The organism is bacterium (assembly GCA_016124905.1).
In the GTDB taxonomy this organism is placed as follows: Bacteria; Pseudomonadota; Alphaproteobacteria; order Rickettsiales; family RI-342; genus RI-342.
On the sequence record WGMV01000008.1, the window covers coordinates 40,710 to 64,409 of the forward strand.

26 protein-coding genes and 1 tRNA gene are annotated in these 23,700 nt (G+C 60.1%); 17 read left to right on the plus strand and 10 right to left on the minus strand.

The genetic code is table 11. The annotated features are described in order from the left end of the window. Nucleotides 1-678 carry an alpha/beta fold hydrolase gene (locus tag GC177_02345; protein ID MBI1274794.1) on the minus strand — a complete coding sequence of 226 codons (678 nt, stop codon included), beginning with the start codon at nt 676-678 and terminating at the stop codon, nt 1-3. A gap of 99 nt (nt 679-777) precedes the next feature. Here GC177_02345 and GC177_02350 point away from each other — a divergent pair, with 99 nt between their 5' ends. The 4 genes from GC177_02350 to GC177_02365 all read left to right on the plus strand — a co-directional run bounded on the left by GC177_02350 (nt 778) and on the right by GC177_02365 (nt 3,806). Continuing rightward, nucleotides 778-951 carry a twin transmembrane helix small protein gene (locus GC177_02350; GenBank protein ID MBI1274795.1) on the plus strand — a complete coding sequence of 58 codons (174 nt, stop codon included), beginning with the start codon at nt 778-780 and terminating at the stop codon, nt 949-951. 213 nt (nt 952-1,164) lie between these two features. Next, on the plus strand, nt 1,165-2,193 hold the full coding sequence (locus GC177_02355) for an MreB/Mrl family cell shape determining protein (GenBank protein ID MBI1274796.1): 1,029 nt from the start codon (nt 1,165-1,167) through the stop codon (nt 2,191-2,193). Nucleotides 2,194-2,259: 66 nt separating this feature from the next. Next, a complete protein-coding gene (gene mreC / locus GC177_02360; protein MBI1274797.1) occupies nt 2,260-3,249 on the plus strand; it encodes a rod shape-determining protein MreC in 990 nt (329 codons plus the stop codon). Nucleotides 3,250-3,302: 53 nt separating this feature from the next. Next, complete coding sequence (locus tag GC177_02365) at nt 3,303-3,806, plus strand: hypothetical protein (GenBank protein ID MBI1274798.1); 504 nt, start codon at nt 3,303-3,305, stop codon at nt 3,804-3,806. Here the strand turns inward: GC177_02365 and htpX are convergent. The 6 genes from htpX to GC177_02395 form a co-directional block, all read right to left on the minus strand. Beyond that, the gene (gene htpX, locus GC177_02370; protein MBI1274799.1) at nt 3,803-4,738 is read right to left on the minus strand and encodes a zinc metalloprotease HtpX; all 936 of its coding nucleotides are present in this window, start codon (nt 4,736-4,738) and stop codon (nt 3,803-3,805) included. The two genes, GC177_02365 and htpX, sit on opposite strands and share 4 nt — an antisense overlap. Nucleotides 4,739-4,799: 61 nt before the next feature. Next, on the minus strand, nt 4,800-6,662 hold the full coding sequence (locus GC177_02375; GenBank protein ID MBI1274800.1) for a hypothetical protein: 1,863 nt from the start codon (nt 6,660-6,662) through the stop codon (nt 4,800-4,802). Next, on the minus strand, nt 6,659-9,151 hold the full coding sequence (locus GC177_02380) for a hypothetical protein (protein MBI1274801.1): 2,493 nt from the start codon (nt 9,149-9,151) through the stop codon (nt 6,659-6,661). The genes GC177_02375 and GC177_02380 overlap by 4 nt, the downstream gene beginning before the upstream one ends. A gap of 83 nt (nt 9,152-9,234) precedes the next feature. Continuing rightward, a complete protein-coding gene (locus GC177_02385) occupies nt 9,235-9,600 on the minus strand; it encodes a hypothetical protein (GenBank protein MBI1274802.1) in 366 nt (121 codons plus the stop codon). A 22-nt stretch (nt 9,601-9,622) separates the two neighbouring features. Further along, entirely contained in the window at nt 9,623-10,000 is a 378-nt protein-coding gene (locus GC177_02390; GenBank protein MBI1274803.1) for a hypothetical protein, read from the minus strand. A gap of 295 nt (nt 10,001-10,295) precedes the next feature. Continuing rightward, nucleotides 10,296-12,212 carry a 1-deoxy-D-xylulose-5-phosphate synthase gene (locus tag GC177_02395; protein MBI1274804.1) on the minus strand — a complete coding sequence of 639 codons (1,917 nt, stop codon included), beginning with the start codon at nt 12,210-12,212 and terminating at the stop codon, nt 10,296-10,298. A 134-nt stretch (nt 12,213-12,346) separates the two neighbouring features. Between GC177_02395 and GC177_02400 the strand changes: the two genes are divergently transcribed. Genes GC177_02400 through GC177_02445 form a run of 10 tightly spaced genes read left to right on the plus strand, consistent with a single transcriptional unit; the run spans nt 12,347 to nt 20,029 of the window. Further along, nucleotides 12,347-12,880, plus strand: a complete 534-nt coding sequence (locus GC177_02400; protein ID MBI1274805.1) for a hypothetical protein — start codon at nt 12,347-12,349, stop codon at nt 12,878-12,880. Beyond that, on the plus strand, nt 12,877-13,176 hold the full coding sequence (locus GC177_02405) for a pH regulation protein F (GenBank protein ID MBI1274806.1): 300 nt from the start codon (nt 12,877-12,879) through the stop codon (nt 13,174-13,176). Before GC177_02400 ends, GC177_02405 begins: the two co-directional genes overlap by 4 nt. Beyond that, nucleotides 13,173-13,487 (plus strand): sodium:proton antiporter, encoded by a 315-nt coding sequence (locus tag GC177_02410; protein ID MBI1274807.1) that lies wholly within the window; start codon nt 13,173-13,175, stop codon nt 13,485-13,487. The genes GC177_02405 and GC177_02410 overlap by 4 nt, the downstream gene beginning before the upstream one ends. Further along, on the plus strand, nt 13,477-14,061 hold the full coding sequence (locus GC177_02415) for a DUF4040 domain-containing protein (protein ID MBI1274808.1): 585 nt from the start codon (nt 13,477-13,479) through the stop codon (nt 14,059-14,061). Before GC177_02410 ends, GC177_02415 begins: the two co-directional genes overlap by 11 nt. Continuing rightward, nucleotides 14,054-14,503 carry a Na(+)/H(+) antiporter subunit B gene (locus tag GC177_02420; GenBank protein MBI1274809.1) on the plus strand — a complete coding sequence of 150 codons (450 nt, stop codon included), beginning with the start codon at nt 14,054-14,056 and terminating at the stop codon, nt 14,501-14,503. Before GC177_02415 ends, GC177_02420 begins: the two co-directional genes overlap by 8 nt. Continuing rightward, nucleotides 14,496-14,852 (plus strand): hypothetical protein, encoded by a 357-nt coding sequence (locus GC177_02425; protein MBI1274810.1) that lies wholly within the window; start codon nt 14,496-14,498, stop codon nt 14,850-14,852. The genes GC177_02420 and GC177_02425 overlap by 8 nt, the downstream gene beginning before the upstream one ends. Next, nucleotides 14,849-16,342 (plus strand): monovalent cation/H+ antiporter subunit D family protein, encoded by a 1,494-nt coding sequence (locus GC177_02430; protein MBI1274811.1) that lies wholly within the window; start codon nt 14,849-14,851, stop codon nt 16,340-16,342. Before GC177_02425 ends, GC177_02430 begins: the two co-directional genes overlap by 4 nt. Continuing rightward, nucleotides 16,291-17,817, plus strand: coding sequence for a monovalent cation/H+ antiporter subunit D family protein (locus tag GC177_02435; GenBank protein ID MBI1274812.1), 1,527 nt, complete (start codon nt 16,291-16,293; stop codon nt 17,815-17,817). Before GC177_02430 ends, GC177_02435 begins: the two co-directional genes overlap by 52 nt. Then, nucleotides 17,814-18,338, plus strand: a complete 525-nt coding sequence (locus GC177_02440; protein MBI1274813.1) for a hypothetical protein — start codon at nt 17,814-17,816, stop codon at nt 18,336-18,338. The genes GC177_02435 and GC177_02440 overlap by 4 nt, the downstream gene beginning before the upstream one ends. Beyond that, on the plus strand, nt 18,335-20,029 hold the full coding sequence (locus GC177_02445) for a Na+/H+ antiporter subunit D (protein MBI1274814.1): 1,695 nt from the start codon (nt 18,335-18,337) through the stop codon (nt 20,027-20,029). The genes GC177_02440 and GC177_02445 overlap by 4 nt, the downstream gene beginning before the upstream one ends. Here GC177_02445 and GC177_02450 read toward each other — a convergent pair. Next, on the minus strand, nt 20,014-20,640 hold the full coding sequence (locus GC177_02450) for a hypothetical protein (GenBank protein MBI1274815.1): 627 nt from the start codon (nt 20,638-20,640) through the stop codon (nt 20,014-20,016). The two genes, GC177_02445 and GC177_02450, sit on opposite strands and share 16 nt — an antisense overlap. On the opposite strand from GC177_02450, the gene GC177_02455 reads away from it, so the two are divergent. Both GC177_02455 and GC177_02460 read left to right on the plus strand, forming a co-directional pair. Continuing rightward, nucleotides 20,612-21,088 carry a hypothetical protein gene (locus GC177_02455; GenBank protein MBI1274816.1) on the plus strand — a complete coding sequence of 159 codons (477 nt, stop codon included), beginning with the start codon at nt 20,612-20,614 and terminating at the stop codon, nt 21,086-21,088. The genes GC177_02450 and GC177_02455 overlap by 29 nt on opposite strands. A gap of 2 nt (nt 21,089-21,090) precedes the next feature. Further along, on the plus strand, nt 21,091-21,711 hold the full coding sequence (locus GC177_02460; protein MBI1274817.1) for a hypothetical protein: 621 nt from the start codon (nt 21,091-21,093) through the stop codon (nt 21,709-21,711). Here the strand turns inward: GC177_02460 and rlmB are convergent. Next, nucleotides 21,708-22,667 (minus strand): 23S rRNA (guanosine(2251)-2'-O)-methyltransferase RlmB, encoded by a 960-nt coding sequence (gene rlmB, locus GC177_02465; GenBank protein ID MBI1274818.1) that lies wholly within the window; start codon nt 22,665-22,667, stop codon nt 21,708-21,710. The genes GC177_02460 and rlmB overlap by 4 nt on opposite strands. Nucleotides 22,668-22,794: 127 nt before the next feature. On the opposite strand from rlmB, the gene GC177_02470 reads away from it, so the two are divergent. Further along, nucleotides 22,795-22,880, plus strand: a tRNA-Tyr gene (locus GC177_02470). 253 nt (nt 22,881-23,133) lie between these two features. Here GC177_02470 and GC177_02475 read toward each other — a convergent pair. Beyond that, nucleotides 23,134-23,544, minus strand: coding sequence for a group 1 truncated hemoglobin (locus GC177_02475; GenBank protein MBI1274819.1), 411 nt, complete (start codon nt 23,542-23,544; stop codon nt 23,134-23,136). Nucleotides 23,545-23,700 lie beyond the last annotated feature (156 nt).

Here is a 23,700-nt window from a genome sequence, read left to right on the forward strand (position 1 = left end):
TCAGGCGGCTTCCTTACCCACTAAACCAAATTGCTCGGCAATAAACTCAATGCCCACATGCAGCCCGTGATGGTCGATGCCATGCCCCAGGCCGGGACGTCGATGCGCATCCACCTTAACGCCTAATGGTTTAAGAGCCGTTTCCGCAATTTCCAGCGCCGCGAACGGCACCACCATGTCCGCATCGCCGTGAATCAGGCAGATGGGCGGTTTGCTGACCAGCTCCCCGGCCAGTTTCTGCACCCCCACCACCGCGCCGGAATAGCCGACCACCGCCGCGCAGGGTTTGGGGCGGCGCAGCGCCACATGCAACGACATCATCGTCCCCTGTGAAAACCCGACCAACGCCAGCTTGCCGTCATCCAGCCCAAAGCGCGCCAGCATGGCGTCGATGAACTGGTTCAGGATGGGCGCGGCCCGTTCCACCCCCGCCTCGATATTCTCCGCGCTGCGATCCAGCATCGAAAACCACTGAAAACCATAAGGCGCCATGTCGCACGGAAACGGCGCATTGGGAGAGATAAACGCCGCGTTGGGCAGGAATTGCCGCCACTCATCGGCCAGCGAGATCAAATCATTGCCATCGGCCCCAAGCCCATGCAGCAAAATAACGAGATGCGTGGGCGTGCTGGCGGGCAACCGCTCCGGACCGTTCAGCGCAGGCAAGGGTTCAGGCATGTTCAGCTCCGCATGGACAATTGACGGCGGCGAGCTTAAAGTGAATCCCGTCATGAAGCAACGGCCCTTTGGAGCTCCCCCATGTCCGCTGATATTCTGGTGATGCTCCTGATGGTGGCCACCCTGCTGGTGCTGGTCGGCGGCGTCATCGTCATGGGCATCGGCGGCAAGCTGAATGCCAAACTCAGCAACAAGCTCATGACCTGGCGCGTCGGCCTCCAGGCCCTCACCATCTTCGTCGTCTTCATCGCCGCCTGGCTGGCGCACAAGTAACACGCACGCTAAAAGCGGGGCACCGCGACTGGCCCATTGAGGGCCCGCGCCTAATTGGCGCGTATACGAGGTCGCGAGCCACTGAAGACAATCATCAAATAGCGCCCAAAAGGCGCTATTTGATGATTGTCAGCAACAATAGCCTGTGCCATAACTGGTCTATCCACAACATATAGTGCAATAGGGCGGCGCTGAATGAGCTTTTTCTCCAAAATGCTGGGTGCATTTTCCAACGACATGGCAATCGATCTGGGCACGGCGAATACGCTGGTCTACGTAAAAGGGCGAGGGATCGTCCTCAATGAACCTTCCGTCGTGGCCATGGTGAATGATTCCGGCCGCATCACGCCTTACGCTTTCGGTAACGAAGCCAAGCTCATGCTCGGCCGCACCCCGGCAAAGATCGACGCCAAGCGCCCGCTGATGGACGGCGTCATCGCCGATTTCAAACTGGCCGAGGAAATGATCAAGCATTTCATCCGCCGCGTGCATAACCGCCGCAGCTTCACCGGCCCACTCATCATCGTCTGCGTGCCGTCGGGCTCCACCCCGGTGGAACGTCGCGCCATCCAGGTCGCCGCGGAATCCGCCGGCGCGCGCGATGTGTTTTTGATTGAAGAACCCATGGCCGCCGCCATCGGCGCGGGCCTTCCAGTGACCGAGCCGACCGGCTCCATGATCGTCGATATCGGCGGCGGCACGACGGAAGTCGCCGTGCTTTCGCTCGGCGGCATTGTCTATTCCCGCTCCATCCGCGTGGGTGGCGACAAGCTGGATGAGGCCATCATCTCCTACATCCGCCGCAACCATAACCTGCTGGTCGGTGAAACCACGGCCGAGAAAATCAAGAAGACCATCGGCGCCGCCTGCCCGCCGGAAAAAGGCGAGGGCGAGTTCATGGAGATCAAGGGCCGCGACCTGGTCAACGGCGTGCCCAAAGAGATCGTCCTCTCCGAAGCCCAGATCGCCGAAAGCCTGAACGAACCCATCAGCGCCATCGTGGAAGCCGTAAAGGTCGCCCTGGAATGCACCCCGCCGGAACTCTCCTCCGACATCGTGGACAAGGGCATCGTGCTGACGGGCGGCGGCGCATTGCTGCGCAACCTGGACCTGGTGCTGCGCAGCGCCACCGGCCTGCCGGTCTTCATTGCCGACGATCCGCTTTCCTGCGTGGCGCTGGGCTCCGGCTCCGTGCTGGAGAACCCGGATGTGCTGAAGCACGTGCTCTTTAAGCAGGACTAAACTGCTTCACTGCCGGTAGGATAATGAAGAAGTCTGTTAACCTATTGATGATAAGGTGAATGCACCTTGACAGTGACTGGATCACCAGTGAAACGCAATTACCGTGCCTCCGTTCGGGCAGAGGCCCTCTCCACGCGGACGATCGTGCATCGCCTGCTTTTGGGCGTATTGCTGCTGGCCAGCTTCGTTCTGCTGCTGGATGCGCGTGAACCGGAAGGCAAGGCCCGTGTGCTGGAAAACAGCCTGGCCGACGGCGCATCACCGGTGGTCACCGCCGTGGGCAACCCCATGCAGGCCGTGCGAGAGGCCATTGCCTCCTTCCATCAGTTCATGGCCGCCAATAAGGAAAACCTGGTACTTCGTCAGGAAGTGGAAGAGCTCCGCGCCATGAAGATTGAGGTGGCCGAACTGCGCAACGACAATGCCGAGCTGCGCCGCCAGCTCAATTCCATGCCGCATCTGGCGTCTCATTACCTTACCGCCCGTTTGCTGACCGATTTTCGCGGCAGCTTCCACCATTCCGCCATCATCAATGCCGGTGCGCTTCAGGGCGTGCAAAAGGGGCAGGCGGTCGTTTCGGCCGATGGCGTGGTGGGCCGCATTCTTCAGGTCGGGCAAACCAGCAGCCGCGTGCTTTTCCTGACCGACAACTACTCCAAAATCCCCGTCATCACCGAACATTCCAGCCAGCACGCCATTGTCGCCGGTAACAACAACGACATGCCGACCCTTCGCTTCGTCTCCTCCATGAAAGGCCTGGAAGTGGGCGAGAAACTCGTCACCAGCGGCGCGGGCGGCATGTTCCCGCGTGGCCTGCCGGTGGGCGTGGTGAAGGAGATTCGCCCCGAAGGCGTGGTGCGCGTGCAGCCACTGGCGCCGCTCAACACCCTCAATTACGTCAGCGTGGTGCAGCAGCCCGCCATTGCCGAGCCGGAAGAAAACCCTGTGCCGGATGAACAGCCTGCCGTCGCATCTCCGGCAGCGCCCGTCGCCGCCCATGCCGCGCCGCCTGCCACCCCCCCGGCTCCGAAGAAGCCCGCCGCCGCCATCGAATAAGTGCGGCATTTTGCCATATGGCGTGAATCGCCGCATGCTGCCAGTTACAGGGCATGCGCATCTACCATCTTCTCAATGTCGGCCCGCATAAACCCATGGGCCTTCTCACCCTGCCGGAAATAGAATCCGACCTGCAAGCCCTGTGGGGCGAGCGTTACCAGCCCGGCATGTTGAAAAGCTTTATCGATCTGTATCTTACCCGGCCGGGCTATATGTGCCATCTGACGGAGCAGGGGGAGGAGATCTTCAATGGCCCGTGCGATGCGCCCTGCCTTTTTGTCGGCCATTGCGCAGCGCTCGAGAAAATGGCGCAGGATCGGGAATTGGCAGCCTGGGCCGGAAGCGGCGATGCCGCCGGTATGTTCGAAGCGCTTATCTACAGAGATGCACTGGCCGATGACCTGAACCACGGCATCTATCAGAAAATCATGAATGCCTACAGCCACCGGCAATCATGGATCAGTCAGCCGCCGCAGGATATTTCCCAGCTGGACAGCCGTCTGGCAAGCCTCTGCCAGTGCGGCTGCGCAACGGGGCGTTTCATGTCCGGCGCTTAACCCCAGGGCCCGCGCTTGCGGCCTTCGGTACCGGTGCCTTTCCATGCGTCGCGCACTTCCTCCTCGCTCAGGTCAAAGGCATAGCGCCTTGGCTCCACCGGCGTGTTCTGCGCCATTTCCTGCAACGCGCGGATGCGATTGGCGGTGGAAGGATGGGTAGCGAACAGATTATCCGCGCCGCGCCCGCTCAATGGGCTGATGATGAACATGTGCGCCGTGGCGGGGTTGGCCTCGGCAATCGGGTTGAGCGTGCCGCGCGCATAGGCGTCGATCTTTTCCAGCGCGCTGGCCAGCGCCAGCGGGTCCCCGCTGATTTCCGCTCCCGCGCGGTCGGCTTCATATTCCCGCGTGCGGGAAATCGCCATCTGCACCAGCATGGCCGCAATGGGGGCGAGGATCATCACCGCCAGCGCCACCAGCGGGTTGGCCCCCTCCCGGTTGCGGTTGCCGCCGAAGAAGAAAAAGAAATTCGCCAGATACCCCAGCGCCCCGGCCAGTGTGGCCGTCAGCGTCATGGTCAGGCTGTCGCGGTGTTTGATGTGCGACAATTCATGGGCGATGACGCCGGAAAGCTCGCGCTCGTTCAGCATTTCCACCAGCCCTTCGGTCAGCGCCACGGCGCCGTGCTCCGGGCTGCGGCCGGTGGCAAAAGCATTGGGCTGCGCGCCGGGGATCAGGTAAAGTTTGGGAATGGGAATCCCCGCATTGGCCGCCAGTTGGGAGGTCAGCGCATAAAGCCGCCCCTCATTCAGCGGCTGCGCACGGTACATGGAAAGCACCAGCTTATCCGAGCCCCACCAGGCAATCCCGTTACTGACGGCGGCAAACGCCAGCGCCATCAGCATGCCCTGCTGCCCGCCGAGCAGCGAGCCAAGCCAGGCGAAAAGGGCCGTAAGCCCCGCCATAAGCATGAATGTTTTCAGCGTGTTCATGGTCATACCTCATGAAAATACCTTACCCATATGGGGTAAGCGGCCAGGTTTTTCAATGAGGTTAGGCAAGCGGTTGATTGCCGCCCTGCCTTTGTGCGGGAATGATGCTGCCCGATGAGTCGATTCGTCGCCCGTCACGCAGCGTTAAAACACCGGTGTTCGCATCCTGAGCCGTCACCAGGCTGCCGCCGATATTGTTGGTGCGCATCACGGTCGCCTGTTCATTGGTCAGCCCCACGCCGGGCAGGCCAATGCCAAGATCCTTGGCACGCGCCGTGCGCTCGGAGTTCTCTACCACACGCCCCATGCTGCCGCCAAAGCCCCGGTCGGGATTGTAGGTGCTGCCGCCCCACCACTGGCTTTGCCAGCTGGAGCCAGAAGGCGTGAAGCGGCTGGCGAAATCGCCCACGAAACTTCGCACCGCCTCCCGTGTGATGGTATTCTGGTCCGCCCCCTGGTTGGAAAGGCTCTGGATACGCGCCATGGTGTTTTGCAGTGCATTTTCCCCCGGCGCGCGAATACCTCGCCCAAAGCTCCGGTCATCCGCCCCGCCGCCCACTTTCAGCGCGCGTCCGCCCATCGAGGTGAGCTGACGGGCGAGGTTGGGCACCATTTCCAGAAACTTCACCGTGGCAAAATTCAGCAGCGCCATCCCGCCGACAGAGCCCAGCAGACTGATCAATGCGCCCAGATCGCCCGACATCACCATCTGCGGGTCGAAATAATCCGATTCCGTATTGCCTACATCCGTACCCGAACGGCGGATGACGAATTGCGGCAGATTGGCCGTCATGTTGGTGCCGCCGGGGTTGGCGTTATTGGCGTCCGGCTGAACGTCCGACACGCCGACCACCTTGTCCACCACCACCATGTCGCCGATGAAGTTGGGCATATAGGCCTCAATCATCATCAGATAGGCAAAGATGATCACCGGCTGCAGCGAGAAGGAGATGATCTGCGTCAGCCAGTTCTGAAATACGCTCTGTGTTTGGCGGAACAACGCAAACCCGAGGAAAATAGGCCCGAGCGAAAGGAAGAACGCCAGCCCGGTAATGGAAATAAGGTAGGAAAGAATGGTGCGGATGAACACCATGAAGGTCATGATGGAAACCCCCACGATGGCCGGGCCGAGGATAGGGCCCACCACCGGCACGCTCACCATCGCCAGCATGGCCATCACCGCGCCGCCCGCGCGTGTCTCGTTCGCCTGCGGGTTGGTCTGAAACACCTGCGAGAACAGTGAATCCAGGTTATGCATGATATAGCCCGAACCATGGGCCGAATCGCCAAACCCCGCCGAGAGCACCAGCGCGATGCCGTCTTTCAGCATATACATGTAAAACCGGTAGAGAATACCGATGGCGAAATCCGCCTCGGTGGCAAAAAACCAGACCATGCACATCTTGAACACGGCAATCGCCAGGTCGGATACTTTCATGGGCCTGAGCCCAAGCGTGAACACCATGCCCGTGATCACCACATAAAGCATCAACGCTGCGGCCAGCGGCGCCTTGATACTGTCGCGAATGCTGCACCAGAGCGTGCCGAACACCTGCCCCATGAGGGATTCCACCTGACAGGTGACGGAGGAGAAGATGCGCGGCACCACCTGGATGGTACGCTCAAAATCCGCCGCGCCCACGGGTGTGTTGGCCTCCGCCGTGGTGCCCACGCCGCGAATGCCGCCCACCATGTAAGGGGAGGGGTCGCAGCAGGCGGTAAGATGGACGGTACAGCCGTCATAGCTGATGCTGCCCGCGGAATTGCATTGCTGTGAATCGTTACGAATGCCGCCTGCCACGCTGTTGGTCGTGGGTGCACTGCCGCCGCCGCCGCCGGCATCATTGACGGCATAGGCAGGCATGGCTGGTGCCATTAAGCACAATCCCATCATCACAGCGATCATGAGAAACTTCATTTTCATGCGGCTTCCTTCGCCCCCGAATCGGCACGCTCCATGGCATAATGCTGCAGCACCGGCAGCCACTCCGCCGGGTTGTCGCCCGCCTCCGCCACGGCGCGGTGATAAAGCGCCAGGTTGTCCGGCGTGCCGGAAAGCACGCACAGCACATCTTCCATATCGGTCAGGTTCAGCTCGCCCACCACGGCCTCGCCATTATGGCGGAGCAGGAAGTGGCGGAACTCCCGTTTCATTTTCTTGAGCAGCGCAATCTCGCGGTCATTCAGGCCAAACACCTGCGTATAACTCGCCCCGGGGTCGGAATTGGGCAGATAGATCTCGGTGGCGATGTGGCGCATGATATCGGGGCTGATGCGGCTGGCGCCCGCCACCTCCGGCATTTCGGTGGCGAAAATCACCATCGTGTTGCGCGCGCGGAACTTTTCCAGCCACGGGCCGATTTTGCTGGTGAATATGTTATTGTCCAGCAGCTGCCATGCTTCGTCGAACACCACAATCGTCGGCTTGCCCGTCAGGCTGATATGCAGACGGAAGAGCATGTAAAGCAGCATCGGCTTGGCCGCTTCGCTTTCCTTCAGCACCTCGGCCATGTCGAACCCGAGCGTGCGCTCATCCATCGGCAAATTGTCCGTCTCATGGTCAAACACATGCGCCAGCGGGCCGTTCTGGCACCAGGGCATCAGCAGCTGGCCGAGCCGGGTGTGGCCCGTCTCATGCAGAGCGAGGGCGATGTTATACAAGCGCCGCTGCGGCTTGGGCATGCCGCCGATACGCCCGGCCACATCCATCAGCGCCGCCACCTCCGCCTCGTTCAGCTCGTCGTTGCGGTAGGTCATGAGCGACCAGAGCCATTCCGCCCAGAAGTTCCGCGTCTCCGGCGTGTCGTTCAGCAGCAGCGGGTTCAGCTTCAACCGGCCGGATTTGGTATCCTGAATCGGGTGGAAATAATGCCCGCCCAGCGCATGAATGAAAATTTCCGACGCACGCGAATGGTCGAAAATCAACATGCGCGGCGAGAATTTCTGCGCCTCGCAGCAAAGGAAATTGAGCAGCACCGTCTTGCCCGCGCCATAAGGCCCGATGATGAGCGTGTGCCCGTTATCACCCGTGTGGAAATTGAAGAAATATGGCGTGCCGAACGCCGTGTAAAACACGCTGACCGCCGCGCCCCAATGGTTGCGCACAGCCTGGCCCGCAGGGAAGTTATGCAGCGAGGCAAACCCCCCGATGCGGGCAATATTGATAGGTCTGAGACGCGTGATGAACTCGAAATTCCCCGGCAGCTGCGACCAGTAGGTCTCCTCCAGCCGCACATCCTCACGCATCACCACGATGCCGAGCCGGTGCAGCCCGTTCACCGTGCGCGCCACCGATTGCTCCACTTCGCCGATGCTCTCACCCGAAAGCATGATGCAAAGCTGCTGCTCGCCATAATCGATGATGCGGCCGCGGTCGCTTTCGATCACGTCCTTCAGGCCGGATATCTCGGCGAATTCATCGTCACCGGAAATCTTGTTGATCGACTGCTGGTAATCATAAATGCGCTTCACCGCATCCGGGTTCACGAAATCCACGCACTGCGTGATCACCATTTCCTGCGGCAGTTGAAGGAACTCATCCAGCACATTGGTGTTAAGCTCGCGATATTCCTTGATGGTGAGCATCGCGCCGAAATGCCGCCCCTGCTGGCTACGCACCTCAAACAGGTTATAGCCGAAACCCACCACCGAATCCCCGAGGCAGGAGGAGATATCCTGCTCCGGCACGGCCAGGTCGTTATTTTCCAGATGGATGATTTTGCTGAAAAATTCCATCGGCTCGGAACAATAGGCGTCGTCGCGTTCTTCCAGGCTCAGGCGGCGTGCGCCGAACTGCTCCAGCGTATAGAGCATGCCCTGCACCGTCTGTTCCAGCTCGGCATAGGCCTCGAACAGGAAATCCTCGCGGTAGCGACGGTGGTTGGACGGCCACAGCGCCCGCGCGAATTTCAGCGGGTGGCTGATGCCGACCTCCTGCCCCTCGCGCACGATGGTGATGTAAAGCTCGTTGATGAACTTGTTTTCCCAGTCATGCTGCTCGCACCAGCGGCGGTTCACGTAGCTCGGCAGCCCGGCGGGAAAATTGCCGCCCGGGTCCAGGCTCTTGCGGCGGCGGATGGTGTGAAACCACAGCGCGTAACTGTCGTCGGGGATGCTGTCGAACACCGCCTCGCGCACGGCATCGCGCAGCTTGATCTTTTTCTTACCCACCGTCTCGGTCGTGAATCCAACAATTTTGATGATCTGCAGCAGCTCGCCGTTTTTGGTCAGCAGCGTGTGCGGGTTGAAATGGCAGGCATAGGGAATAAAATCAGAGACCGGCACATCCTGGCGCTTGTCGTTGCTGCGCGGGTCCGGCTTGGTTTGCGCCTGCTGCTGGCGGGATTTGGAACGCGCCTGCGTACCGGTGCGTTTCTTCTGAGTACTGGCGGGTTTTTTCTTTGCGCTTGCCATGGTGCCTGGTCTGCTTGATAGATGCGACGATTATGCAGCAAAAACTTTAAAAAACCAGTGCGGCGGCTAATAATTCAAACGTCCTAACCAGTGCTGCCGCCAGTGGCGCCACCACCACCTCCACCGCCGCCGCCTGCGGTGGTGCCGCAGCTCGGGGTGAGGCCGGTCACGGCGGTCACGATGTTGGATGCCTGAAACACAATCACGATGCCACACACCGTCACCAGGATAAGCCCCCAGGAGATGCGGCCGAACATACCCATGAAGCAAAGGAAGATAATGGCCGCGGTTGCCAGTGGCTTGCCGATGTCATTCTGCGTCAGGGAAACGATCTTACAGATCACCTCCATCAGCGCAGCACCTGATTGCGCAAATGCGCTGCTGGGAAAAACCAGCAGCGCAAGCGCAAGCACGACAATCAATTGACTGGCTTTTGCCACATACCGCATAAGGGTGTGCCTAAGGCGCTGCTTATTCGCAGAACCCGCCGCCACCCGTGCCACCGCTCTGGGAAGCAACCCACTCGGCAATCTGGGGAGCAGCAAACGTACCGGCGATACCGGCGGCGATCATCACGGCCATACCCCAGGACACGCGGCCGAGCAGCGCGCCGATGGCGATGGTGATGATGGCGGCGGTCGCCACGGCTTTACCAGCGTCGCTGGTCACGATTTTTACGGCAGCGCAGATGCCGGTGCCGAATGCCGTCGTCTGGGCATGGGCGGCGATATCCGGGGCGAAGGTGGCAAACAGGGCGGCAACGGCAAACGTTGCGGCGGTGTAGGCTTTTTCGCTGCTGAACAGGCGCGCTTTGGCATATTCAGCGGTGTGGAGGATTACTTCTTTCATGACGGTACCTTTCGTGGCTGGAACTCAAAAATCAATGGTGGCGATTACGGATTCTGTTTTTCACCCTAACAGGCTTTGGCATCGGTTGGCACAGATATATGCAAGCCGATAACACCGCCATGCAGAAGGAAAGGTCCAGAACCAGTAAACTGAAGTCATCCATAGGTCATATCCTGTAGCGACATCCCTTTGTTTCAGGCTATCACCCATGCATGACAGTTTTCTGACAGTCCTATGAATGCTTTAGGGCCGAGAAGTTGACGAAAGGTTAATGTCTTACCGCAGGTTGGGCGGTTTATGCGGCCTTTTTTCCGGCCTGTTTGGCAAGCGTCGTCACGGTGCTGGCAATGGATGCCGCATCCAGCCCGGCTTCCGCCCACATCACATCCATGCTCGCATGGTCCTGAAAACGGTCCGGAAGGTTGAGATGCCTGAGTTTCAGGCCCTTATCCAGTGCGCCGGAAAAAGCCAGATAATTCGCCAGATGCGCGCCGAACCCACCGACCGAACCCTCTTCCACCGTCACCAATGCGCCATGATGACGCACCAGCTGGTCGATCAGCGTCGTATCCAGCGGCTTGGCGAAACGTGCATCCGCAACCGTAACGGAGATACCCTGCTGGGCGAGCTGTTCGGCCGCTGCCAGACAATCCACCAGCCGCGCGCCGAAATTCACCATCGCCACATCCGTGCCCTCGCGCAGAATACGCCCTTTGCCCACTTCCAGCGGCTCGGGGAAAGTGGGCAGGGCCACGCCCATGCCTTCGCCGCGCGGATAACGGAATGCGGAAGGCCGGTCGTCAATCGCATGCGCCGTGGCCACCATGCGCACCAGCTCGGCCTCATCGCCCGCGGCCATCACCACCATGTTGGGCAGGCAGGTGAGGTAGGCGGTATCGAATGCGCCCGCATGGGTCGCCCCGTCCGCACCCACCAGCCCCGCACGGTCAATGGCAAAGCGCACCGGCAGTTTCTGAATCGCCACATCATGCACCACCTGGTCATACGCGCGCTGAAGAAAGGTGGAATAAAGCGCCGCGAACGGCTTATATCCTTCGCACGCCATGCCCGCGGCAAAGGTCACCGCATGTTGCTCGGCGATGCCCACATCAAAGCAGCGTTCGGGAAATTTCTCTGCAAACTTGTCCAGCCCCGTGCCGCTCGGCATGGCCGCCGTGATGCCGACGATGCTTTTGTCCTTCTCCGCCAGCTGTATCAGACTGTTGGCGAACACATTCGTGTAGCTCGGCGCCTTGGAGGCCGTTTTGCTCTGCTGCCCCGTGCGGATGTCGAAACTCGCCACCCCGTGGTATTTATCGGCCGCATCTTCCGCCGGCGCATAGCCATGGCCTTTCCGCGTTACCACATGCACCAGCACCGGCCCGCTCTCCTTCTGGTCGCGGATATTCTTCAGCACCGGCAGCAGATGGTCCAGGTTATGCCCGTCCACCGGCCCCACGTAATAAAAGCCCATCTCCTCAAACATCGTGCCGCCCATGGCCATGCCGCGCGCATAATGCTCGGCCTTTCGGGCCAGGCGGGCCAGCGGCTGCGGCATCTTGCTCACCAGATGTTTTCCAATGTCGCGCAGATGCAGATACGGCTTGGAAGAGACCAGCCGCGCCAGATAGGCGCTCATTGCTCCAGTAGGCGGGGCGATCGACATGTCATTGTCGTTCAAAATCACGATCAGCCGGCTGCCCAGCGCCCCGGCATTGTTCAGCGCCTCAAACGCCATGCCCGCGCTCATCGCCCCATCGCCGATCACGGCGATCACCTCGAAATCCTCGCCCTTCAAATCCCGCGCCACGGCCATGCCGAGACCTGCGGAAATGGAGGTGGAGCTATGCCCCGCGCCGAACGGGTCATACTCGCTCTCGCTCCGCTTGGTGAAGCCCGAGAGCCCGCCTGTTTTGCGGATGGTGCGGATGCGGTCGCGCCGCCCCGTCAAAATCTTGTGCGGATAGGCCTGATGCCCCACATCCCAGATGATTTTGTCCTTCGGTGTATCGAACAGGTAATGCAGCGCCACCGTCAGTTCCACCACACCGAGCCCCGCGCCAAGATGCCCGCCCGTGGTTGCCACCGCATTCACCGTCTCCTGGCGCAGTTCGTCCGCCACCTGGCGCAGTTGGCTTTCCTCCAGCTTCCGCAGGTCCGCCGGAAGGCAAATCGTATCAAGCAGGGCTGTGCTGTGGTTCACTGGTTCCATAACCGCATCAATAACGCTGAAGCTGGCTGTTTAACGCATTTTCCCACTTGCTGCAAACACTAGCATGCCCCCTGCGCGGCGAGGAGGGTTGCGCCCCCGGCCCGGACCGTTATAACAGCATCTGGTATAAACCAATGCCGTGGGTGCCGATGCGCTACCTTACATTGAGCCTGCTGCTGGCACTGTGCTGGGGAGTATGGTCCGGGCAGGGGTCGCCCTTTTTCATCGGCGCGGGCCTTTGTTCCGTCCTGCTCACCTGCTGGGTGGCTCACCGGCTGGCCATTTCCGACCGCGAAACGCGCAGGCTGCGCGTGCTGGTGCACACCCCGCGTTACTGGCTTTGGCTGCTGGTGGAAATGGCGCGTTGCAGCCTGCGGGTGATGCGGCTTTCCATCTCGCCCGGCATCAGCCTTCAGCCCAAATTCGGCTGGGTCATCACCGGCCTGAAGGACGATCTGCTGTTGGCCACCTATGCCAATTCCATCACGCTTACACCCGGCACCGTCTCGGTGGATGTCAATAAAAAGCCGAGCGGCAGCGCGGGTATTTATGTGCATGCGCTTGAGTCCTCATCGCTGGAGGAGCTCCGCCAGGGCGGCATGGAAGCCCGCCTGCTCGGCCTCACCCGCGGCCTGCCGCTTCCCGGCATGGGAGGGAAAACCCCATGATGCAGGCAGCCCTTATCTTGCTGTTGCTGTCCATGGCGCTGGTGCTGCTGCGCGCCATCAAAGGGCCCTCCCTGCCGGACAGGATTCTCTCCGCCAACGGTTTCGGCAGCAACATTGTCGCCTTCATCGCCATCCTTGCCATCGGGTGGGACCGCGTCTCCTTCATCGACATCGCCCTCGTTTATGCGCTCATCAACATGATCCTTTCCGTGGCGCTGCTTAAAGGCTTTGAGTACGAACGGCTCGATGTGGAAGGCAACGAGCTTTACCACCCCACCAACCGGGACACGGCATGATGGTGGTGCTCGGCCAGTTCCTCACCCTGCTTGGTGCGCTTTGCATGTTGATTGCCGCCATCGGCCTGGTGCGCATGCCGGATTTCTTCACGCGCATGCACCCGGCAGGCATCAAGGACAGCCTCGGCATGCCGTTGGTGATGATCGGGCTGATGCTGCAGCTCGGCTTCACACTGGAATGCGCCAAGCTTCTTTTGCTGCTGGTTTTCGTGCTGCTTACCAGCCCGGTGGCCACGCATGCGCTGGCACGCGCCGCCCTCGTCATCCGCGAGAAGAAAGCCAGCATGAAAGGCACCGGCCATGATGCTTGAGCATGTCGGCATCCTGCTGCTGCTGGTCGCCACGGCCTTTGCCGCGGCTCGCCTGCGCAAAACCATGATGGTGGCCATCCTGTTCGGCATTTTCAGCCTGCTCGTGGCCACCATGTACCTGCTGCTGGAAGCCCCCGACGTCGCCATCACCGAGGCCGCCGTCGGCGCGGGCATCAGCACGCTCGTCATCATCGCCACCTTACTGCATACCGGCAAGCATGACGACCGCCCGCACAAGGGACATTTCCTGGTGCTTGGCATGGTCGCCTGCCTCGGCCTGGCGCTGATGCTGGTCATGCACCAGCTCCCCCCCATCGGGGAGGCCGATACCCCCGTCAACCGCCTGACGGATGCCAATGGCGATCTCACGGCCAACGGCCATTACCAGGCCAGCACCCAACGCGATATCGGCGTGCCCAACATGGTTACCGCCGTACTCGCCAGCTACCGTGGTTACGATACGATGGGCGAAACCGCCGTGGTCTTCACCGCGCTGATCGCCGTGCTGCTCATTCTCTGGCCGGGCATCCGTCACCTGTTCGGCGGCACACCTAAGGGAGACGGCCATGCGTGATCAGGTCGTGCTGCGCATCATCGTCAAATCCCTGATGCCCTTCATCCTGCTCTATGCCCTTTATGTGTTGCTGCATGGGGAGTTGAGCGCGGGTGGCGGCTTTCAGGCCGGGGTGATATGGGCTGCCGCCTTCATCCTTCACGGGCTGGTATTCGGCACGCGGGATACGCAGCGTTTTTTGAGCATGCTCACGCTCTGCCGCATGGCGGCCATCGGTCTGGCCGTCTATCTCTTTACCGGCGTCGGTTCCATGCTGCGCGAGCGCGCGTTTCTCACCTACGGCGCCCTGGCCGATGACGCCGTCAAAGGCCAGCTCTGGGGCATCATGCTGGTGGAAATCGGCATCTGTCTGACGGTGGGTGCGGTAATGCTCGCCATCTTTTACGCCTTCAGCGGCTACCGGGGTGAAAAGCTGGGGGCAGGGAAGGGCCATCATGGTTGAGCACCTTCATTACGACGTCGCCGTGATATTGATGATGACCGGGCTTTACATCGCCATTGCCAGCAGCAACCTGGTGAAAAAACTGATGGGCCTTGGCCTGTTTCAAACATCCGTGCTGCTGCTCTACATCGCCGCCGGCTGGGTCAAAAAATCCGTGCCGCCCATCCTGCGCGATGAGGCCGGCGCCGTCTATGCCAGCCCGCTTCCGCAGGTGCTGATGCTCACCGCCATCGTGGTGGGCGTGGCTACGCTTGCCGTCGGTCTGGCGTTGGTCATCCGTCTGCATGGCGCCTATGGCTCGCTGAATGAGCTGGAAATAGCCGATGCCGACCGGGAGGATAATGCGTGAATATCCTCACCGCGCACATTCCCATCCTCATGGTGCTGCTGCCGCTTTTCGGCGCGCTGGCGGCCTCCCTCTGCCGCACGCCGCGCGCGGCATGGGCGGTGGCGCAAACAGTGCTGGCGCTCATGTTTCTTTGCATGTGCCGCACCGCCTATGTGCTGGATGCCGATACCAACATGTTCTACCTCCTCGGCGGCCTGAAAAGCCTGGTCGGCATTCAGCTTCAGGTCGACAGCCTGAACATATTTTTACTCTGGATCATTGTGCTCGTCGGCCTGCCGGGCGTGCTTTACATGCGCCACGCGCTGGAAGCCGAACTGGAGCAGGCGCGCCAGCCGCTCGCCTATGCCTGCCTGCTTCTCTGCATCATGGGGCTTTCCGGCATGGCGGTCACGCATGATGCCTTCAATCTCTATGTCTTTCTCGAAATCTCCTCGCTGGCCACGTACGCCCTCATTTCTCTGGGCCGGGAACGAAGGGCGGTTTCCGCTGCCTTTCAATACCTTCTGCTCGGCACCATCGGCGCCACCTTCATGCTGATCGGCATCGGGCTGATCTACATCATGACCGGCACCCTCAACATGAGCCTGATGGCCGATGCGCTTGCGGGAATAGTTAAAGGGGAGGGGCAGTCCGCCATGCCGGTGCTCGCGGCCTATGCCTTCATTGCCGCTGGCCTGATGCTGAAAATGGGGCTTTTCCCGCTCCATTTCTGGCTGCCAAATGCTTACAGCCACGCGCCCTCTTCCATCATGCCCATCATGGCGGGCATCACCACCAAGCTTTCCGCTTATGCGTTGCTTCGTCTGCTGCTCACGCTGCATGGGCACGCACAGTTGGGCATGTTGTTGATGACCTGTGGCGGGGTGGCCATGCTGGCCGGTTCCATCGCCGCCCGGCGGCAGGATCAGTTGAAGCGCATGCTCGCCTTCTCCAGCATCGCGCATATGGGCTATATCGCCCTGGCCATTGGCCTTAACACGCCTGAAGCCCTTGTAGCCGCGCTTACCATCATGCTGGCGCACGGCCTCACCAAGTCCACCCTTTTCATGGCCGTAGGCAACATGACATGGAAGCTTGCGCGCCCCGCCACGCTTGGCAATATCCGCGGCATGGCGGCCACCATGCCGTATAATTCCATGGCCTTTCTGCTTGCCTCATTCGCCATGCTTGGCCTGCCTTTCACCGTCGGTTTTGTCGGCAAATGGCAGCTTATTACAGCCCTCATGAACCAGCCGCTCTGGCTGGCGGTGCCACTTGTTCTGGCGGTCGTTGTCAGCACGCTTTTGGCCTTTTCCTATCTATGGAACGTGGCCGAGGCGCTCTATGCCAAAACGGATGACGCCAAACCCGGGCGGGATATCCCCCGCACCATGCTGGTGCCGCTGGGCATGCTGCTGGCGGTGATCATCTATCTCGGCCTTGATGCGCGTTACCTGCAATGGGCGCAGGCCGCCGCGCGTGTCTTCTGGCCGGAAGGAGCGGGCGCATGAGCACGGCGCAACTCTGGTTACTGGCATCGCTCGCCTTGCCCTGGCTGGGGGTGCCGCTCGCCGTCTGCATCCGCCCTGCCAACGGGCGCGATGCGTCCCTGCTTCTGCTCGGCATCCTCACCGCCATGGCGGTGTTCATGCTGTATCGCATCAACCAGTCGGGCGAATCCCTCTCTCTCACCTTGCTTCCTTGGCTGCCCGGCATCGCGCTTCGCTTTTCCGTGGAGCCCATCGGTCTGCTCTTCGCCCTGGTTGCCACGCGCCTCTGGCCCGTCACCCATCTCTATGCCATCGGCTACATGCGTAAAAACAACGAGGCCAACCAGCCGCGTTTCTATGCCTGCATGGCCGCCAGCATCGGCTGCGCGGTGGGCATGGCGTTTTCGGCCAACCTGCTCACCACCTTTTTGTTTTATGAAATGATGACGCTCTGCACCTATCCGCTGGTGACCCATGCGGGCGATGAGGAATCGCGCCAGAGCGGCAGACGTTATCTCTTCACGCTGCTCGGTGCGTCGCTCGCGCTTCTGCTCCCGGCGATGCTGATCATCTGGCATCTTGCCGGCACGCTGGATTATGCCGCAGGCGGCATCCTTTCCAGCCATGCGCAGGCACCCTGGCTCGGCATCATTCTGCTGCTCGCCATCTATGGCGTGGCCAAGGCCGCCCTCATGCCCATTCATCGCTGGCTGCCCGCCGCCATGGTCGCGCCCGTTCCGGTCAGCGCGCTGCTTCATGCCGTGGCCGTGGTGAAGGCGGGTGTTTTCCTTATCGCCAAATTATTGGTCTATGTGTTTGGTACCGCCACGCTTGCCACCTATGCCTTCGACCATCCGCTCGGCTATAACTGGCTGCCCGTCATGGCGGGCGCCACCGTGGTGCTTGCGGGGTTGATCGCCCTGCGGAAGGACAAGCTCAAATCCCGCCTGGCCTATTCCACCATCGCCCAATTAAGTTACATCACACTGGCGCTTTCCACGCTCAAGGGCTGGGCCGTGATCGGCGCGGTCTACCACATCGCCGCCCATGCGGCGGCGAAAATCTGCCTCTTCTTTGCGGCGGGCAATATCGCTACCATGCAGGGAAAAACCAAAGTGAGCGAGTTGAACGGCATCGGCCGCGCCATGCCCTGGACCATGGGCGCGTTCGCGCTGGCCAGCCTCTCCATCATCGGCCTGCCGCCGACGGCGGGCTTCATCAGCAAATGGTGGATGCTGCGCGGCATGCTGGAAGCGGAGGACTGGTTCGCCGTTATCGCGCTGGCCACCGGTTCCCTGCTTTCCGCTGCTTATCTTCTGCCCATCATCTACCGTGCGTTTTTCCTCCCAGCGGTGGAAGAAAAACCCGGCATGGCCGATGCCCCCTGGACCATGCTCATCCCAACCGTCGGCACCGCCATAGCCTGCATTTTATTATTCTTCCTCAGCCCCTTTTTATTGCAGCTTCTGATGCCGCTTAAGGGAGGCACGCCATGACGCGCAAACCACCCAAAAAAGGAACCGATAAAAAACCGCCGGTTAAAAAAGCAGCAAAACAGCCGCCCGCCGTTCAACCATCTTCCGTGCCGGTTCCCTCCATTTCCCTTCCGTCTTTCCTGACGGTCAAGCTCCCGTCATTGGAGGAAATCGCCAAGGCTGAAAAACAGCAGCGCGAAACCGCGATGGAAGAAGCCGCGCTTCAAACGGAAGCGCCGCCCGCGCCCGTCGTTGAAACACCCAAAAAACCTGCCGAAAAACCTCCCGCCCGCACTGGCCGCTACAGTGATTTCTCCCCGCGCGTAGTGCGCCTTCTCTGGTCCGGTTTTGCACTGCTGTTGCTTGCATTATTGGTGACGGAGCTCTTCACCCCGTCGCACCCCGCTTTTGGCATTGATGCCACGCCTTTCTTCTTTGCCTGGTATGGCTTCCTTTCCTGCGCGTGCATCGTGCTTGTCTCCAACCTGCTTGGCAAACTTCTGAAGCGCCCGGAAGATTATTACGAAGGAGGCGCGTCATGACCGAATGGTGGCATCTTTCTCCCGCCTTTCTGCTGCTGGCCTTTATCCCGCTGATTCTCTTTTTGCCTGCGGCGCTTCTGCGCATTACGCTGGCGGCCGCGCCGCTTTATGCCATTGCCTTCATCTGGCTGCTGCCGCGGGGGCTGCATGTGGAGCTGGCCAACCTGCAATGGCTGATGGTCGGCCCATGCAGCCGCCTGTTCGGCACCGCCTTTTGCATCGCGCTCTGGGGCAGCGGCATGCTGGCCTGGCAGCGCCTCCCGCGCACGGAACTCGCCGCCGGTTATTTCTATGCCGCCAGCGCGCTCGGCATCGTCTTCTCCGGCGATCTTCCCTCGCTCCTCATCTGGTGGGAGATGCTCGCCATCGGCGCCGTCATCATCCTCTGGAGCAGCGGTACGAAAGCTGCCCGCGCCGCAGCCATGCGCTATGCCTTTTTGCACCTGATCGGCGGTATGGCGATGATCGGCGGCATCAGCCTCTACATGGTCATGCACGAGACCTATGCCATCGCCCCCTTCGCCATCAACGACTGGCATCAACTTCTGACGCATGAGCACCTGCCCGAGGCCCTCATCCTCATCGGCATCCTCGTCAACCTCGGCGCGCCGCCGTTTTCCTCTTGGGTGGCGGACAGCTACCCCGAAGCCTCGCCCAGCGGCACGGCGCTGCTTTCCGCCATCACCACCAAATCGGCGGTGTTTGTGGCCATCATGCTCTTCGGCGGGCTGGATATCCTGATCCCGATCGGCCTGTTCATGGTCTTTTACGGCATCGTCATGGCCATGCTGGAAAACGACGCCCGCCGCATCCTTTCCTACAGCATCGTCAACCAGGTCGGCTTCATGGTCGCCGCCATTGGCATCGGCACGCCGCTGGCCTTGCTGGGCGCGGCGGCGCACGCCTTCTGCCACATCATCTATAAGGGTCTGCTCATGATGTCCGCCGGTGTGGTGCTGGAAGCCACCGGCAAACGCCGTTGCAGCGAGCTGGGCGGCCTTTACCACAGCATGCCCTTCACCACCCTGTGTGCGAGCATCGGTGCGCTGGCCATCTCCGCCATGCCGCTCACGTCGGGTTTCGTCAGCAAGGGGCTCGCCATTCAGGCCGCGGCCGATCAGCAGCTCTTCTGGGTATGGATGGCGCTGATTGCCGCCAGCGCGGGCGTGTTTTTGCATGCGGGCATCAAATATCCCTGGTTCGTCTTTTTCCAGAAGGACAGCGGCCTTCGCCCGGCGGAAGCCCCATGGCCGTCGCGCATCGGCATGGGCGTGTTCGCACTTCTCTGCATCCTTCCCGGCATCTGGCCGGAAGGGCTCTACCGCATGCTGCCGCTGCCGCCCTATGGGTACGAGGCCTATACCGCAAGCCACGTGCTGCCGCAGCTCGAGCTGCTCTGCTTCTCCGCGCTCGCCTTCTTCCTGCTGCTGCCCTGGCTGGGCCGCACCCTCACCCTCACGCTGGACTGGGACTGGTTCATCCGTCGCCCCGGCCGCATGCTCTGGCAAAGGCTGGAGCATCTGGTCACCACCGCCTACCGCGATCTCAGCGGCATCTTCCATGCGGGTTACGGCAATGGCTGGAACTGCCGGGGCTGCAGGCTGTTTTCACAAACCATCACCTCCGGCAGCCTGCTGTGCCTGCTGCTCGTCATGCTGAGCCTGTGCATGCTGGTTTATTTCTGGGCTTGAGGGGCTGCCTCGCACCGAACCCGGTCGCCCGGCGCGAGATGGTGCGCTTTCGCCTGCCCACCGGCAATCTCCAGCACATAGCGCGCGGGGGAGGGCGTCTGGCGAATGGTCAGCGTCTCCGGTTTGGCCTCATGCTCGATGTAACGCACCACGCCCGCCTCATCCACAAACACCATATCCAGCGGAATCAGCGTGTTTTTCATCCACATGGCCACGCGGTAGGAATGGTCGAACACAAACCACATGCCCTTGTCCGCATCCAGCTTGGTACGAAACATCAGTCCCTTTTCCTGGGTGGTCTCATCCGCGGCCAGTTCCACGGCATAGGCGGCCTTTTCCTTGTTCTGAATATCGAAAAACCGCACCTTGCTAGCCGTGTGGCAGGGTTCAACGGCATGTGCGCCCGTGGTCAACACGGCAAAAACTAAAGAAAATTTAGCGATTTCCTGGTATATTGGCATAAGCAAAGCATGAAGCAGGTAAGCGGCAATGACAAGAGGCTTTTTTGGCGGCATGGGTGGCGGCGCTGGCGATGGCGGTGGCCGCAAAACCTTTAAGGCCAGCGACTTTCTGAAAAAGAACATGATGAAAAAGGGGGGCGCGGCCTCCATGGGGGGCTCTAAATACGACGGCAAGCCCGACTATCAGGACGCCATGAAAGCCCGCATCGAGGAATACAAACAGCAGATGATGAAGGAAGCGGGCAAAAAGAATAAAATCAGCCTGCCCGGCGTCGACCCCAGCCAGGATTTCGGCATGAGCGAAAACGCCAAAAAAGTGCTGGAACAAATGGCCATCAAAAAAGCCAAAAAGGAAGCCCGCAAACGCAAAATGAAGGAATTGGCCGAAAAGAAGATCGCCAAAAAAACCGGCAATGACGGCAAAAAGGGCAAAAGCATCTTCGGTGTCGAAATCGGCAAACCCAAAGACACCGCTCCCCCCGCCAGAACGCCGACAAAAAGCGAGGGTGCCTGGTCCGGCACCATGTGGGGCCAGAAGGATTCCTGGGAAGGCACTATGTGGGCTAAAAAAGACACCAAGAAGGATGACTGGCGGTAATCATGATGGCGCAACCCATTCCCATTGGTGAGGCGTATCAATCGGTCTTGACCATGCAGTTGCTGGATTTGCTCTTGCCAGCCAACACGCTTGAAGGATTCAATGCCATCCTTATCAACACCGCTAGGAATCTCGACTATACCACAGCGGTTTTCAACGCCAATCCGGACGCCACGCTGGTTTTGGCATCACTCGTCATCCCAAGTCCACGCGGCACACCTCACCCGAATGATCCGACGAAAATCGTGGATCATTCCGTAATGCTTGCATACCAGCCAGCCACCAATAGCTTCCTTTATCAATGTCCGTATGGAATGCCGGTGCCCGATTATTTAAGAGAACATCTGCAGCAGCAGTTGCCAGGGTGCGCTATTCATACAATACAAGCGGCACAGCAACATCCAGGGCAGCATGATTGCGCCCCATGGACTATCCACAACATCCAAACCCTGTTCAACTGGCAGGGGCAGCATCCGGATGGTAACCTGGAGGATTATACGCGGACGGTTGATGTACAAACCGACATTGCGCCCATCCGTGAGCAGCACAACGCCATTCTGGAGGAAGTAAACCGCATGAAGGGCGATCAGCCGCGATTGAGAATAGGCGTACCTAGAACCTAACGCCGAAAACACTCATACAGCGCAATCGCCGCCGCCACGGAAACATTCAGGCTCTCCATCTCCCCGCTCATCGGCAGCTTCACCAGCTGGTCGCAGCGTTCGGCACTCAACCGGCGCAGCCCCTTGCCCTCGCTGCCCAGCACCAGCGCGGTTTTATCCGTCGGCTTGGCGTCATGCAGCGTCACGGTCGCATCGCCATCCAGCCCCAGCACCCAATAGCCGGCGGATTTCAAGGCAAGCATGGCATTCACCAGGTTGGGCACCCGCACCAGCGGCATGCTTTCCAGCGCCCCGGCGGCGGCTTTGGCAAGCGCCCCGGCCTCCTGCGCGCTATGCCGGTCGGTCGTAATGATGCCCCGCGCGCCGAATGCCAGCGCCGATCGCAAAATCGCCCCCACATTGTGCGGGTCCGTCACCTGGTCCAGCAGCAGCACCGGCCCGGTGCGTTTGCTGTCTAAAATCGCCTCCAGCCCTTCGCCGGGCAGGGGTGCGGCCTCCAGCAAAATGCCCTGATGCGGCACATCCTGGGCCAGCAAGGCGCTGATATCCTGCGAGGTCGCCTTCACCACGCCGATTTTGGCCGCCTTGGCCGCCAGCTCCGGCTTTTGGCTCTGCAACTGCTCCAGCGCATCTGCCGTGGCGAAAAACCGGTAAAACTGCCGTTTATTGTTCCCCAGCGCTGCCAGCACCGGGTGCCAGCCATAGAGCCAGTAACGGTCGCTTCGTCCCTTCACTTCCACCTGCACGCGTGGCGTAGGGCCGCCTTTTCCATGCTGCTGTGGCCTGCCATGTGGTTTTCCGCCGCCGGGTTTACCATGTTTAGGGCGAAATTGCCCATCGCGCTCGCCACCCTCGCGCCGGGGCCCGCCTTGGCCCTGTGGGCGCGGCTTTCCGCTGCCGAATTTGCCTCCCGGCTTGCCGCTGCCGGAACCGCGTGGTGGAAAAGGGGGCTTCATGGGATGGCCTCAAGAACGATGTTAGGGCTTGCAATGGCGCGCCCGCTAAGTTAGGACAACGCCTTACCGCAAACAGGGGCGCTTGTAAATCCGCCCCCATGCATGGCAAAAAGCCAAAACGCTCCGTGGTGGAGTGGCCGAGCGGTCAATGGCAGCAGACTGTAAATCTGCCGACGTATGTCTACGTAGGTTCGAATCCTACCTCCACCACCATTTACCAAAAGGGCCGCCTCGTGCGGTCTTTTTGGTAAATGGATGACGGAGTGGATGAGAACCAAGTCAGGTTCGACAACGACCCGAAAGGGCGTTGGACGTGAGCGCAGCGAACGCCCTAAGGGTGAGGCGAGTTAAAACGAGCCGAATCAATCCTACCTCCACCACCATTTACCAAAAGGGCCGCCTCGTGCGGCCCTTTTGGTAAATGGCGAGCGCTGGATGGATGTGATTGAGCTTCTCACCGCAGTCATTATTTGTTCAGTACGTCGCCTCGCGTGCCCTCTATAATGGCCGACATTTCCTCTATCAGAGCATTTGGCAGGCCGAGTTCTATCATGGCTGTTTTGAGATGCCCTACCACCAGATCGAAATGGATGTCGCTCAAACCATGCTGGACAGCGTTCTTATGTGAGGCGCGCAATGCTTTCCCGGTATAATGATTCGGCCCGCCGAATGCGTAACTTACGAAAGCGAACTGGCTATGTCGAAGTGCGTCCACATCGATATTCTCAAAAAAGGGCGCCAACGCATCATCGCTTAAAATTTTATCGTACATCTTGATGACAGCTGCGCGCACAGCGGATTCGCCACCCATGCGCTCATATAAGCTAGCCATGCGTTCCTCTCCTGTTACAGGTGAATATAACGAACGGCGGCACATGATTCATCCGCTAATTGCTCCATTAACAGCATTGCATCCGCGCCGACGACCAGAAGTTGCGCAATAACTCATTGAATTAACTGTATTTACTGGCAACCGGCAAAAAATTCATCTCTCCTATTTTTAGCAAAGCCAAAGAAAATACAACCTCGAGTT